Annotated in this window: 10 protein-coding genes; 8 read left to right on the forward strand and 2 right to left on the reverse strand. The window is 50.7% G+C overall.

From position 1 onward, the window contains the following. The first annotated feature begins 58 nt into the window (after nucleotides 1-58). Together LZ463_RS05790 and recJ are read left to right on the forward strand one after the other, a co-directional pair. Nucleotides 59-1054: a hypothetical protein gene (locus LZ463_RS05790; protein WP_241454669.1), complete on the forward strand. Its 996-nt coding sequence runs from the start codon at nucleotides 59-61 to the stop codon at nucleotides 1052-1054. Continuing rightward, complete coding sequence (gene recJ / locus LZ463_RS05795) at nucleotides 1051-2742, forward strand: single-stranded-DNA-specific exonuclease RecJ (RefSeq protein ID WP_241454670.1); 1692 nt, start codon at nucleotides 1051-1053, stop codon at nucleotides 2740-2742. The genes LZ463_RS05790 and recJ overlap by 4 nt, the downstream gene beginning before the upstream one ends. A 42-nt stretch (nucleotides 2743-2784) precedes the next feature. Here recJ and LZ463_RS05800 read toward each other — a convergent pair whose 3' ends face one another. Beyond that, nucleotides 2785-3561: an alpha/beta hydrolase family protein gene (locus tag LZ463_RS05800; protein ID WP_241454671.1), complete on the reverse strand. Its 777-nt coding sequence runs from the start codon at nucleotides 3559-3561 to the stop codon at nucleotides 2785-2787. A 285-nt stretch (nucleotides 3562-3846) separates the two neighbouring features. Between LZ463_RS05800 and LZ463_RS05805 the strand changes: the two genes are divergently transcribed. The 6 genes from LZ463_RS05805 to LZ463_RS05830 all read left to right on the forward strand — a co-directional run bounded on the left by LZ463_RS05805 (nucleotide 3847) and on the right by LZ463_RS05830 (nucleotide 11889). Beyond that, nucleotides 3847-5466, forward strand: coding sequence for an ABC transporter substrate-binding protein (locus LZ463_RS05805; RefSeq protein WP_241454672.1), 1620 nt, complete (start codon nucleotides 3847-3849; stop codon nucleotides 5464-5466). Nucleotides 5467-5615: 149 nt separating this feature from the next. Beyond that, nucleotides 5616-6620, forward strand: coding sequence for an ABC transporter permease subunit (locus LZ463_RS05810; protein ID WP_241454673.1), 1005 nt, complete (start codon nucleotides 5616-5618; stop codon nucleotides 6618-6620). A gap of 58 nt (nucleotides 6621-6678) precedes the next feature. Continuing rightward, nucleotides 6679-7605, forward strand: coding sequence for an ABC transporter permease subunit (locus LZ463_RS05815; protein ID WP_241454674.1), 927 nt, complete (start codon nucleotides 6679-6681; stop codon nucleotides 7603-7605). 72 nt (nucleotides 7606-7677) lie between these two features. Beyond that, nucleotides 7678-8694: a dipeptide ABC transporter ATP-binding protein gene (gene dppD / locus LZ463_RS05820; protein ID WP_241454675.1), complete on the forward strand. Its 1017-nt coding sequence runs from the start codon at nucleotides 7678-7680 to the stop codon at nucleotides 8692-8694. After that, complete coding sequence (locus LZ463_RS05825) at nucleotides 8691-9683, forward strand: peptide ABC transporter ATP-binding protein (protein ID WP_241454676.1); 993 nt, start codon at nucleotides 8691-8693, stop codon at nucleotides 9681-9683. Before dppD ends, LZ463_RS05825 begins: the two co-directional genes overlap by 4 nt. Before the next feature lie 142 nt (nucleotides 9684-9825). Further along, nucleotides 9826-11889, forward strand: a complete 2064-nt coding sequence (locus LZ463_RS05830) for a M13 family metallopeptidase (protein ID WP_489686082.1) — start codon at nucleotides 9826-9828, stop codon at nucleotides 11887-11889. 134 nt (nucleotides 11890-12023) lie between these two features. Here the strand turns inward: LZ463_RS05830 and yoaA are convergent, their stop codons facing one another. Then, a complete protein-coding gene (yoaA, locus tag LZ463_RS05835; protein ID WP_241454677.1) occupies nucleotides 12024-14009 on the reverse strand; it encodes a DNA repair helicase YoaA in 1986 nt (661 codons plus the stop codon). Nucleotides 14010-14025 lie beyond the last annotated feature (16 nt).

Consider the following 14025-nt stretch of genomic DNA (forward strand, 5'->3'; position numbering starts at 1 on the left):
ACTTGTTATATGAAAGCAGCCAGCAGTTTGCCATACGTTTGCCCTACAATACAGCAATATGAGCCATTTAGAATTGATTATCCCGTTTGGCATCCCGCCTGCCAGCCTTGCAAAAGACTTGTTAAAAGAGTTGCATACACCTGCACTGGCAAAACTGCTCGCCTGCTCGAGTAAGCCCGCAGTCCAGGAAATAGATGAATTTTCCCGTGCATTGAGTCATGAATACTGGCTTGCTGGCCAGTTCCCCCCCGAAAAATCAGCGAACAGCCCGGCCAACAGCTGGGATCTGATGCAGTCTGCGTCTCAGACACCATCGTCAGGCTATTGGTTCCTATTGCAGCCGGTACACATACATATCGCCAGGGATCATCTGGTCCTGACAGATCAAAGACGCTTGCATATCGACGAAACCGATGCCCGCGCGCTGTTTGCCGTTGCCGCAGAAAGCTGTGCAGAAATGGGTCTGACCTTATTGTATGGTGACGCCCACACCTGGTTCTTGCGTGCTGACGCATGGTCAGGCCTGCAGACCGCGACTGTTGACGCCGCCTGTGGCCACAATATTGACATCTGGATGCCCAAAGGCGAATTTGAGCGAGTCTGGCGCAAGCTGCAAAACGAAATCCAGATGTTGTGGTTTACCAGCGACGTCAATGCCAGACGTGAAATGCAAGGTAAAAAGGCGATCAATTCGGTCTGGATATCCAGAGGGGCGAACGCACCCAATTCAGCAGCAAGAAAATATCTTGTCGTACATGACCTGACAAATTTTCTTGGCAACGACACTTGCATAATTAGCCAACAAACCATACTGCTTGATCACCTGTCTGAAGCCGGGCTCAATAATGATTGGGGCTTATGGCTGGAGCAAATGCACGCGCTTGAAAAAAAATGCTTCGCTCCCTTGCTTGCCAGTATGAGGAACAAGCAGATCAGCAGCCTGGACATATGGACAAGTGACGCTTGCAGGCTGGTCAGCTTCAAGCTCAGTACCTGGTCCTTGCGAAAATTCTGGCTCCGCCCCTCATTAAACCATTTATTTTCCATTTCATGACCCGCATTACCGTACGCCCTTGTCCATTCCGTGAATCCGAAATGTTGCGCCAAAGTGGCTTGCATCCTGTGCTGGCGCGCCTGTATGCGTCGCGCGGCGCCAGTGCAGAGAAAGAACTGAGTACAGAACTCAGTGCCATGCTGCCACCTGCAGGCTTGTTACATATAGACAGTGCAGCACAATTTCTGGCAGACGCCATCGCCGCCAGGAAAAAACTGGTGATCGTTGCCGACTACGACTGTGACGGAGCAACCGCCTGCGCAGTTGGCCTGCGTGGCTTGCGCATGCTCGGAGCTGTCGTTGATTACATCGTGCCAAACCGTTTCGAGTACGGTTATGGCCTGACACCCGAAATCGTCGCGTTGACGCAAAGAGAGAAGTCGCCCGATGTCATTGTCACTGTCGACAACGGTATTGCCAGTGTCGATGGCGTCGCCGCAGCCAATACTCAAGGCATCGCCGTTGTTGTTACCGATCACCACCTGCCCGGCGATCAATTGCCTGACGCTGCCGTCATCGTCAATCCCAACCAGCCGCACTGCAACTTCCCCAGCAAAAACCTGGCTGGTGTCGGCGTCATGTTTTATGTCCTGTTGGCTCTACGGGCTGAACTGCGGCAACGTGGCGTATTCGATCAGCAATCGCAGCCCAAGCTTGACACCTTGCTAGACCTGGTCGCGCTAGGCACCGTCGCTGACGTGGTCAAGCTCGATGCCAACAACCGCATCCTGGTCGCGCAGGGCTTAAAACGTATGCGTGCAGGCCGCATGTGTCCAGGTATTGCTGCCCTGTTCCGCGTGGCCGGGCGTGAGCCACACAACGCCAGCCCCTTTGACCTAGGTTTTGCGCTTGGCCCCAGGCTGAATGCCGCTGGTCGACTGGCCGATATGTCTCTGGGCATAGAATGCCTGACTACCGATGATGAGGGGCGCGCCTGGCAAATTGCCCAGGACCTTAACGGTATCAACGCAGACCGCAAAGACATAGAACGCGAAATGCAGGACGTGGCTCTATTGCATCTTGATGATTTCCAGGCGCAGGACAGCAATACCATTACCGTATTTGACGAGAGCTGGCACCAGGGCGTGATAGGCATCGTGGCCTCCCGGCTCAAGGATAAATTTTACCGCCCCACCATCACCTTTGCACCCGGTGGCGATGGCCTGATCAAAGGGTCTGGTCGCTCCATCCCTGGCTTCCATCTGCGTGACGCGCTGGATTTGGTATCAAAGCATGCACCAAACCTGATACAGAAATTCGGTGGACATGCGATGGCAGCGGGCCTGACCTTGCGTGCAGAAGATTTCACCTCATTCCAGCTGGCATTTGAAGCTGTCGGCAAGAGCTGGCTGCAGGCGCATCAACTGGAGCGTATCGTTGAAACCGATGGAGCGCTGGAAGAGGCTTATTTCACGACCGACTTTATCCGCCTGCTTGATACGCAGGTGTGGGGGCAAGGTTTCCCGCCACCGATTTTCTGTGATGATTTCAAACTGATTTCACAAAGAATTTTAAAAGAAAGACATTTGAAACTGGTGCTGGAAAAGAACAAGCTCAGGTACGATGCCATCTGGTTTGGTCATACGGCCAGTTTGCCAGAAAACGTACGTGTAGCCTTTCGCCTTGATGCCAATGAATATAATGGCGTAACCAAGGTGCAATTACTGGTGGAGCACATAGATTTTTAAGTGCCGTGTAAGTGCCGTTAAGTACTTGATGCTTGATGAAATTTATCTCATCAGGAAATTCTCCACATGACGCGACAGCAGATTGATATTACGCTCAAATTTCACCATCGCGATTCCCTCCATCTGACCCGATGCAGGCATTTCAAAACTGTGGTTACCCTCAAGGGTGACAATACTGAGCTTGCCGGTAGCCACAGAAGCAAGGCGATACAGCGTCGGTAAGTCGCAATACGGGTCCTGGTCGCCGGCAAGCATCAGGACTGGTCGTCGTTCTTTTATCAGATCAGGATAGTGCCCCTTCGCCTCGCTTGGTATCTCGTTCTGATTGGCACCGGCAGATGCCTTGCACAAGGGTGTCAGCAGGATGCAACGGTACAAGTCGGTTTCTTCAGAAAACAATCTCCAGGCAACAATAGAACCGAACGATTTACCACCCACAGAAATCCTTTTCTGGTCGACGCATTCCTCCACTCTCACCATGTCCAGTACCATGCGGATATCATCAAGCTCTGTGGACAGGTCAGGTGATGGTTCGCCAAGGAGTGCATCGGTAGTATAAAACGCCCAGTTAAATCTGTAGACAGCAAATCCCTGTGATAGCAGATAATTCGCCAACTGAGCAAGGACCGGACGAAGCAGGTCATATCTCAAGCCCGGGGCCAGTATCAATGCCGGATATGGTCCCTGGCCCGGCGGAATCTGGACAAGGACTTCAAGCTGTCTGCCATCGCTTCTTATGATTTTTTTGATTGCGTCAGGCGATGTATTGACAATTAAACTCATATGTCTGGCTATGATTGAATTTTTGTTGGAAGGCATGCTTGACAATTCTCATTTGAGAGTTATGTCCCATGGTGATTACTGTAAGGAAATGGATAGCATGCATCATATTCGCAACACGCTACAAAACTTCTTTGAAAGAAAACCGCCCCACTTCCAACAAGGCTTGATTGGCTAATTTAATTTCAAAATTTTCTTTGGCTTTGTAACAAAATAATACAAATATTGTCGAATTGCTGCACAATACAAAAGTCTGTGCAAATTGGCTGTGGCACAATCGGCTTGTCGTTTTTTACTGGTACTTGTTCACTGTGGAGAGTCTGGATGAAAAAAGGTAACTGGATGTTGAAGGCTGGTTCTTTGGCAATTTTGGGTGCATTCCTCGGCGCACATGCCGGCGCTGCAATGGCGGCAAAGACCTTGGTATTTTGCTCTGAGGGCAGCCCCGAAGGTTTTAACCCGCAGTTTTTTACCACGGGTACTACGGCGGATGCAGGTTCGGTCCCCATGTATAACCGCCTGGTGGAAATGGAAACCGGTACGACAAACATCACCCCGGCACTGGCAGAGTCCTGGGATATTTCTGCCGATGGCCTGACCTATACCTTCAAGCTGCGCAAAGGTGTCAAGTTTCACAGCAATGCCAGATTCAAACCCAGTCGTGACATGAATGCGGATGACATCTTGTTCAGCTACTACCGCATGGCAGATGAAAATCATCCATTTCACAAGAATACTCCCGGCCAGACCTACGCCTATTTTCAGGATTTGGGTATAGCCAAAATTGTCGACAAACTTGAAAAAGTCGATGACATGACCGTGCGCTTCAAACTCAAACGCCAGGAAGCCCCTTTTCTGGCAACGCTGACGATGGATTTCATGTCAGTACATTCCGCTGAATATGCTGAAAAAATGAAAGCTGCCGGCACACCGGACCTGATCGATAAAGAAATCATCGGCACAGGTGCATTCCAGTTTGTGTCTTACCAAAAAGACGCCATCATCCGCTATAAGGCTCATGATGGCTACTGGGATGGACGTCCCAAAATTGATAATCTTGTGTATGCCATTACACCAGATGCATCTGTCCGCTATGCAAAATTGAAGGCTGGCGAATGCCATGTCATGGCCCTGCCCAAACCGGCAGATGTCGAGTTGATGAAAAGCGACCCCAATATCAAGCTGCTTTCTCAGCAAGGTTTGAACATTGGCTATGTCGGCTTTAACGTAGAGAAAAAACCTTTCGACAACAAGCTGGTGCGCCAGGCGCTTAATCTTGCAGTAGATCGTGCGGCCATACTCAAATCTGTCTATGCAGGTACCGGACAGATTGCCAAAAATGTCATCCCGCCAACCATGTGGTCATATAACGACAAGGTCAAAGAATACCCTTATGACCTGGCCAAGGCTAAGGAATTGATGGCCAAGGCAGGTTATCCAAACGGTGTTGATGTTGAACTCTGGTACTTGCCGGTTTCGCGTCCTTACAACCCAGATGGCAAACGCATGGCCGAGCTGATACAGGCAGACTGGGCAAAGATCGGTGTCAAGACCAAGCTGACCACTTATGAATGGACAGAGTATAAAAAACGCAGCAAGACAGGTGAGCAACACTCGATGATGTTTGGCTGGTCCGGGGACAATGGTGACCCGGATAATTTTTTTGAACCAATTTTGGGATGCGAAGCTGTCAAGGGCGGTGGCAATATTCCAAGGTGGTGCAACAAGGATTATGAAAGCCTGATTCAGAAAGCCAAACTGACTCCCAAACAGGCGGAAAGGGCGAAGCTGTACGAGCAGGCACAGGAAATCGTGCGCGAAGAAGCACCATTACTGTTACTGGCACATTCTTTGCGTTACACACCGGTACGCAAGAACGTGATCGGCTTCAAAATGGATTCCACAGCGCATCATTACTTCAAAAAAGTAGATCTGGATAAATAAAGTGCCGGATGCGTGGTACCTGATTGCGTTTCTTTGCAAAGAGGCACGCAATAAGGTGCCACTATCTTTATCTTGCATGCCAACTTGCACCTTGATCTTGCCTTTCGCGTCAGGATCGCCGTTTTTGAAAAGTTTTAAAAGGGTCATTAATGCTGGGTTTTATCCTGAGACGCCTGGGGGTAGTCATCCCCACCTTTATCGGCATCACCTTATTGGTTTTTTCCCTGATTCACCTGATACCCGGTAACGTCGTTGAAGCCATGACTGGTGAGCGTGGCATGGACGCCGAACGCTATGCCAGCCTGATGCATCTGTATGGCCTGAACCAACCCCTGTATCAGCAATATCTGTCTTATCTGGGCAAGGTTCTCCAGGGTGACCTTGGTCGCTCCATCATTACACAAGAATTGGTCAGTAAAGAATTTTTCACCCTGTTTCCGGCAACCCTGGAACTATCCCTGTGCGCCATCGTGTTTGCGGTCATCATCGGCTTGCCAGCCGGCATAGTAGCGGCACTGAAGCGCAATACCTTTCTTGATTACTCTGTCATGGGTGCATCGCTGACTGGTTACTCCATGCCCATCTTCTGGTGGGCTCTGCTGCTTATCCTGATGTTTTCAGTCACATTGGGCTGGACTCCGGTATCAGGACGCATTGATATTTTGTTTGACTTGCCGCCGGTAACCGGTCTGATGCTGGTCGACAGCCTGCTGTCCGGCGAAGAAGGTGCTTTCAAGTCAGCCGTGATGCACCTGATCCTGCCAGCCGTCGCGCTGGGTACCATTCCACTGGCGGTTATTGCCCGCATGACGCGCTCGGCCATGCTGGAAGTGCTGAAAGAAGACTATGTCCGCACCGCACGTGCCAAAGGCATGTCATGGATGCGGGTGGTCTGGGTACACGCCTTGCGCAATGCCCTGATACCTGTCATCACCGTCATCGGCATGCAGGTTGGCACTCTGCTGGCTGGGGCAATTCTGACAGAAACCATATTTTCCTGGCCCGGCATAGGGAAGTGGCTGATCGAAGCCATACAAAGACGTGATTACCCTACCGTTCAAGGCGGCATTCTGCTTATTGCTACTATAGTCATTACAGTCAATCTGATCGTTGATGTCTTGTACGGCATCATCAATCCACGAATACGTCATTGACAAAGACGATTTGTCTATCATTTCCCAGCCTCGAACCCAGATTTGTGATGACACCACCATGAGCAACCAAACTTCACCCTTGCAAGTTGGCAATACCATGCTGCCACCCCATCCCTTGCTTGAATTCTGGCATTATTTCAGGCAAAACCGTGGTGCTGTTATTGGTCTGGTGCTGGTTGCCGTACTTTGTTTGTGCGCACTGTTTGCTGACTGGATAGCACCACATTCACCGATAGAGCAATACCGCGACGCCACTTTGACTCCCCCTGCCTGGACAGCCAATGGCAGCAGCAAATTCCTGCTAGGTACTGATCCGGTCGGTCGTGACATCCTGTCGCGGCTGATTCATGGTTCCCGCCTGTCTCTGATCATTGGACTGGTGTCAGTCAGCCTGTCCATGGGCATAGGTGTAACCCTGGGCCTGATTGCCGGTTTTTCGCGCAGCTGGACAGGACGGTTTGCACGCATGCTGGAAACCATCATCATCCGTCTCATGGATATTTTGCAGGCCCTGCCCAGCCTGTTGCTGGCGATTGCTGTCGTCGCCATCCTGGGACCAGGCTTGATGAATGCCATGTATGCCATTGCCATTGTCCTCATGCCCTCTTACGCCAGGCTGACCAGGGCTGCCGTCAGTGGCGAGCTGCACAAGGATTATGTGAATGCATCACGCATAGCCGGTGCCGGTAATCTGCGCCTGATGTTCAACTGCGTCTTGCCAAATTGTGCAGCCCCTATCATCGTACAGGCTACTCTGGGATTCTCGACGGCGATTCTTGATGCGGCAGCACTTGGCTTTCTGGGCCTGGGAGCACAGCCCCCAACCCCGGAATGGGGCTCGATGCTGGCAAGCGCAATGGAATTTATACAAAGTGCATGGTGGGTAGTAACCTTCCCCGGCCTGGCAATATTGATTTCTGTACTCGCATTCAATTTGATGGGGGATGGCCTGCGCGATGCACTTGACCCCAAACTGAAGCGCTGACTGAACTACTAACTGATGCACTAACGGAAGCGTCCAGTGCTGCCTGAATAATCACAGGACCATGACATCACTATGAAACCACTATTGGACATCAAAAATCTGCGTGTCGAATTTGGCTCCGAAGCGCAGCCTTTCAAAGCCGTGGATGGACTGGATTTATCCATAGGGCAAGGCGAAGTCGTCGGCATCGTCGGCGAATCAGGTTCAGGTAAGAGCGTGACTTCACTCGCTTTGATGGGTCTGATTGATTTCCCTGGCCGGGTACGGGCGGAGCAAATGGATTTCGATGGACGTAATCTGCTGACGATGAAGGAAAAAGAAAGACGGCAATTGCTGGGCAAAGATATTGCCATGATATTCCAGGACCCGATGACCAGCCTTAACCCATGCTATACAGTCGCTTTTCAGCTAATGGAAACCTTGCGTCTGCACCAGGGTGGCAAGGAAAAGGATTTGCGTGCCAAAGCTCTGGCGCTGCTCAGGCAAGTCGACATTCCAGACCCGGAAAGACGCATGGATGCCTATCCACACCAGCTTTCAGGTGGCATGAGTCAGCGGGTAATGGTAGCCATCGCCATTGCCTGCAATCCCCGCCTGCTGATTGCTGATGAACCGACCACCGCACTTGATGTAACGGTGCAGGCACAGATGCTGGAATTATTATTACAGCTGCAGCATGAACGCAACATGGCACTGATGCTGATCACACACGATCTGGCGGTGGTTGCTCAAACTGCTCACAGAGTGGTGGTCATGTATGCAGGTCAAGTGCTGGAAACAGGTAAGGTGCCAGAAATTTTTGATGCGCCGAAACACCCTTACACACAGGCATTGCTGGCCGCCCTGCCCGAGCACAACGTGGGCAAGGAGCGCCTGCAAACCATCCCCGGCGTGGTGCCTGGTTTATACGACAGACCCACCGGCTGCCTGCTGGCCCCTCGTTGCAACTATGCCACCAACCTGTGCCAGGCAGAAAGGCCGCAATTGCAAGGTCCAATTAATGTACAGGTACGTTGTCACTACCCACTCAATGCAGAAGGCCAGCCCGGCAACGACTGGCAGGCAGTTCAAATTCATCAGGCGGCATGATGCAGAATACACAACATCAAACACCGGTTTTGCTGGAAGCAAAAAATCTCGCCAAACATTACCCTGTATCACAAGGTTTTTTCAAACCCAAGACGCAGGCAAAGGCTCTTGATGGCGTGTCTTTCCAGCTTCGAGCAGGAAGAACACTGGCTGTCGTTGGTGAGTCAGGTTGCGGCAAGTCAACCCTGGCGCGCCAGATCACCATGATAGAAACACCGACCGGCGGTGAATTGTGGATGGGCGGCAAAAACATTGCGCATGCTGACAAAATCACGCTCAAACAAGTCCGGCCTTTGGTACAGATGGTATTTCAAAATCCTTATGCCAGCCTGAATCCACGCAAAAAAGTAGGCGCCATGCTGGAAGAACCCTTGATCATCAATACCAGATTGAGCCCGTCTGAACGCGAAGATAAAGCAAGGGCGATGATGACACAGGTCGGTTTGCGCCCTGAACACTATGCACGTTACCCGCATATGTTTTCTGGCGGGCAAAGACAAAGAATAGCAATAGCCCGGGCTCTGATGCTGGACCCGGAAGTCATCGTGGCCGATGAACCGGTGTCGGCACTGGACGTTTCCATTCAGGCTCAGGTCTTGAATTTGCTAATGGACTTGCAACAAAAAAACGCTGTTGCCTATCTATTCATTTCGCATAATTTATCCGTGGTGGAACACATTGCCGATGACGTACTGGTCATGTACCTGGGGAAAACCGTGGAACATGGCAGTAAAGAAATTATTTTCAGGCAACCTTTGCATCCTTATACCAGGGCTCTGCTCGCCTCCACACCACGTATTGATCCCGCACAAAGACAGTCAAAAATGATGTTGCCAGGGGAACTCCCTTCACCACTGGCACCACCGCCCGGATGTGCTTTTAACAATCGGTGCCCGCATGCAAACGAAAGATGCCGTCGCGAAACACCATCTTTGCGTGATTTTGCCGACAGACAGGTCGCCTGCCATAGAGTTGAAGAGATTATCTAAAAGTTTTACTAAAACCGGCGAACTTCGTTAAACTCACGCAGTCCAATGACATTGGAGACAGCTCTGGTCAGCCGTTTGACTTTTTGAGCTGTCTTATTTTCAAGAACATCCACAAGAACTTCACTATCAGGAGATCCCACCAGTGAAAGCCCATGTACTTAGCGCTATCGCGCTGATGATCGCCGGCACAGTCGGCAGCAATATTGCCTTAGCCACCGAACCAGCGAAAGCAGTATCTGCATCGTCAGTCTTGTTGTCCGGTATCGATGCAAAACATAATGATGTCGCCGTACGTGCACAGGATGATTTTTTCCGCCATGTCAATGGCAGTTGGTTGAAAAATACTGAAATCCCGTCGGACAAACCATCAGCAGGCGCCTTCATGGACTTGCGCGAAGCAACCATTCCTCGTCTGCATGCCATCATTGAAGGTCTGGCCAAAGCTAAAAACAAGCCTGGCACAGATGCGCAAAAAATTGGTGACATGTATGCCAGCTTCATGGACACCGCCCATATCGACTCCCTGGGCCTGAAACCTGTACAGACTGAATTTGCCAAGGTTGACGCATTGACAGACAAAAAACAGGTCCCCGGTCTGATTGCCTGGCTTAACCGCGCCAGCATAGGCGCCCCTTATGAATTCCAGGTTCATCAAGATAATAAAGACTCGACAAAATATGTGCTCGATATCGGCCAGTCCGGCCTGGGTTTGCCTGACCGCGATTATTACCTGAATAATGATGATGCGAAACTCAAAGAATTCCGCACCAAGTATCTGGCGCATATAGAAAAAATGCTGGGCATGGCTGGTGATAAGGAAGCTGCAAAACATGCTGCCGATATCCTGGCTTTTGAAACTGAACTCGCCAAAGTGCAATGGACCAAGGTTGAGTTGCGCGACCCTGTTAAAGCTTATAACAAGATTGAACTGAGCAAGCTTGATGCCTTGACACCAGGCTATGACTGGAATGCCTACCTCAGCGATCTTGGTGTCAAAGGTAAGATAGACTACCTGATCATCAGCCAGCCAAGTTACCTGGCAGGCTTTAGCAAGCTTTTGCAAGAAACTTCTCTCGATAACCTGAAAACCTATTTCAAATGGCATGTACTGCGCTCTGCAGCCGGTCAATTGCCCAAGAATTTCAGCGAAGAAAGTTTTGCCTTTAATTCCACGACACTGCGTGGCATCCCTGAACAAGAAGCGCGCTGGAAGCGTGGTGTGCGTCTGGCTGATTCTGCCCTGGGTGAAAGCCTGGGCAAGATGTACGTTGCCAAGTATTTCCCTCCTGAAAACAAGGCAAAGATGGAAAAACTGGTAGGCAATTTGCTGCTGGCCTTCAAACAAAGTGTCGATACACTCGACTGGATGAGCCCGGCCACAAAGAAAGAAGCCCAGGCCAAGCTGGCGACGTTCATGCCCAAGATCGGCTACCCGAACAAATGGCGTGATTATTCCGGTCTGACCATCACCAAAGGCGATGCAGTAGGCAATTTGCGCAACGCCCGCATCTATGCAGCTCAGTTTGAGCTAAACAAATTAGGCAAGCCGGTGGACCGCGATGAATGGGGCATGACGCCACAGACAGTCAATGCCTACTACAACCCCGAGTTGAATGAAATTGTCTTCCCGGCAGCCATTTTGCAACCGCCTTTCTTCAATGCCAAAGCTGATGATGCGGTCAATTATGGTGGTATCGGTGCGGTGATCGGTCATGAAATCAGCCATGGCTTCGATGACCAAGGTGCGCAGTATGACGGTCTTGGCAATTTGCGTGACTGGTGGACCAAGGAAGATCACGAAAAATTTGCCGCCAAGACCGCTGTCCTGGTCAAGCAATACGGCGCTTTCAGCCCCATCCCAGGTTATAACGTCAATGGCGAACTGACCCTGGGTGAAAACATTGCCGACAACTCCGGTCTGGCTATCGCTTACAAGGCTTACAAATTATCTCTGGGTGGCAAACCTGCCCCTGTCATCGGTGGCCTGACTGGCGACCAACGCTTCTTCATGGGCTTTGCCCAGGTATGGCGTGGCAAAATGCGCGAAGCTTCAATGATCGTCCAATTGAAAACTGATCCGCATTCCCCTGGTGAAATTCGTGCCAATGGTACCTTGCGTAATATTCCAGGCTTCTATGATGCCTACAAACTCAAGGAAGGTGACAAGATGTACCTGGCTCCTAGCGAACGCGTAAGCATCTGGTAATGATCTCATCACCACTGTCAAGGTGGTGTAAAGCAAGACCATGAAAAAAGCAGCGTCATTTCTGGCGCTGCTTTTTCTTTGCCCTATCCATTTGTTTTGCTATGAAATAGACGTATGCCGATTTTTAACCAACGCTATCCCGGTTTCAATTTCTTGAAGAAAGCGAGCACATCATCCAATTCACGTGTTCTTGAGAACGGCGGCAAACTTTGCCAGATGCGTTTCCCGTAGGGTTTGGATATCAGTCTTGGATCACAAATCATCAGCACCCCCCTGTCGCTTTCATCGCGAATCAGGCGACCTGCCCCCTGTTTGAGATTGATGATAGCTTCTGGCAATTGGTGATGTACAAAACCATTCATACCCTTCTTTTCCATCGCTGCAATACGTGCAGACAATACCGGGTCATCCGGTGGAGCAAACGGCAGTTTGTCGATCACAACCAGGGACAAGGCATCACCACGGACGTCCACACCCTCCCAAAAACTTTGGCTCCCGATCAGTACGCCGTTACCTGCAGCGCGAAAGCGATCTAGCAACTCGGTTCGACCTGCATCACCATGAACAAACAGGGGGAAATTGAGACCGCGTTTTTTAAATACATCACGCAGACGTTCAGCGCTGTGTTTAACTGCCTTCAAGGTCGTACATAACAGGAAGGTCTTGCCACCTGCTGCCTCAATGACGGGCAAGGCTGCGTCGATCACTGCATCCATGTATTCCCAGGAATTGGGCTGGGGCATACTATTGGGAACATAAAGGTAGCCTTGTTCCTGATAATTGAAGGGGCTGGGCCAGGTATGCGCCGGTTCATTCCACAAACCCATTTGCGACACATAGTGAGTGAAATCATTTTTCACCGCCATCGTGGCAGACGTGAAGATCCAGGCACGTGGAACGCCTTCGCGCTGTTTATTGAAGATGGGCGCAATCGACAACGGTGTGCGATGTAGTTGTAGGGAAGTCGAAAATGCCTCCACCCACAGCACGTAATCACCAGACTTGCCATCGTCGGCCGCATTCCATTTATGGTATTGCTCATCCAGTAAAATGGCCCGTGCCCGACATTGTTCCAGTGTTTCTGCACGTTCAGCCTGTTTCTCCAATACTGCAATCATGTCCTGCATGCTGGACTTCAAGGTTTCCAATGCCTCGAAAAACGGGCTGGAAGGCGCAATCTGATCAATGGAGTAACGCACCACGTCTTGTGGAAAAGCCAGGCGCAGATCACGCGCCGCACGCTCCACCGGAGCGACCAGCTTTGCCCATTCTGCGCCATCACGGGCATGGGACAAACCTTCGGCCAATACATCGCGACAAAGTTCCAGTACCTGTGAAGTCGAGACAGTTTCACCAAAAAACAAGGTAGCCGTTTCGGGTAATTGGTGTGCTTCATCAAAAATGACAGTATTGGCAGATGGCAGTAATTCGGCGATACCCGTATCCTTCAGGGCGACATCGGCAAAAAACAAATGATGGTTGACGACTACCACATCAGCTTGCTGCGCTTCTTTACGCGCCTTCATGACGAAGCAGTCCTGATAATACTGACACTCTGACCCCATGCAGGTGTCCTTGGTTGATGTCACCAGATTCCATACCGAGGCATTTTCTGGCACACGTGTCAGTTCTGCCTTGTCACCACTACTTGTGGTTTTAATGAAACGACTTATGTCTCGCAGATACCCGACGTCCTCACGTGAGCTGAGGCGTCCATTCTGCATGGTTCTTTCCAGGTGGTAATGACAAAGATAATTTGCCCGGCCTTTGAGCAAGGCCACCGACACCGGTGCCTTGAGCACCTTGCGTATGGTTGGAATATCACGCAGAAAGAGTTGATCCTGCAGGTTTTTTGTACCTGTAGAGACAATTACCTTGCCCCCCCACAATAATGCGGGAGTCAGGTAGGCATAGGTTTTACCCGTACCGGTACCGGCTTCGGCAAGCAAGGTTTTTTGGCCAGCAATGGCGTCTGCAATCGCCTTGGCCATTTCCGTCTGTGCCTGACGGGGACGATAGCCATTTACCGTAGCACTTAATGGCCCGGTTAAACCAAATATGTGTTCTACTTCAGCATCGTGAATGCCTGTTGCATTCGGTGTGGCTAGTGAATCAGTCAAAATGAGGCAATCAGAA

The organism is Undibacterium paludis, assembly GCF_022568815.1.
Lineage (GTDB): Bacteria > Pseudomonadota > Gammaproteobacteria > Burkholderiales > Burkholderiaceae_D > Undibacterium.

Excerpts from the sequence above, each read along its gene's own strand:
- LZ463_RS05790 (WP_241454669.1), top strand. The coding sequence starts at position 59 with ATGAGCCATTTAGAATTGATTATCCCGTTTGGCATCCCGCCTGCCAGC.
- recJ (WP_241454670.1), top strand. The coding sequence starts at position 1,051 with ATGACCCGCATTACCGTACGCCCTTGTCCATTCCGTGAATCCGAAATG.
- LZ463_RS05800 (WP_241454671.1), bottom strand. The coding sequence starts at position 3,561 with ATGCCTTCCAACAAAAATTCAATCATAGCCAGACATATGAGTTTAATT.
- LZ463_RS05805 (WP_241454672.1), top strand. The coding sequence starts at position 3,847 with ATGAAAAAAGGTAACTGGATGTTGAAGGCTGGTTCTTTGGCAATTTTG.
- LZ463_RS05810 (WP_241454673.1), top strand. The coding sequence starts at position 5,616 with ATGCTGGGTTTTATCCTGAGACGCCTGGGGGTAGTCATCCCCACCTTT.
- LZ463_RS05815 (WP_241454674.1), top strand. The coding sequence starts at position 6,679 with ATGAGCAACCAAACTTCACCCTTGCAAGTTGGCAATACCATGCTGCCA.
- dppD (WP_241454675.1), top strand. The coding sequence starts at position 7,678 with ATGAAACCACTATTGGACATCAAAAATCTGCGTGTCGAATTTGGCTCC.
- LZ463_RS05825 (WP_241454676.1), top strand. The coding sequence starts at position 8,691 with ATGATGCAGAATACACAACATCAAACACCGGTTTTGCTGGAAGCAAAA.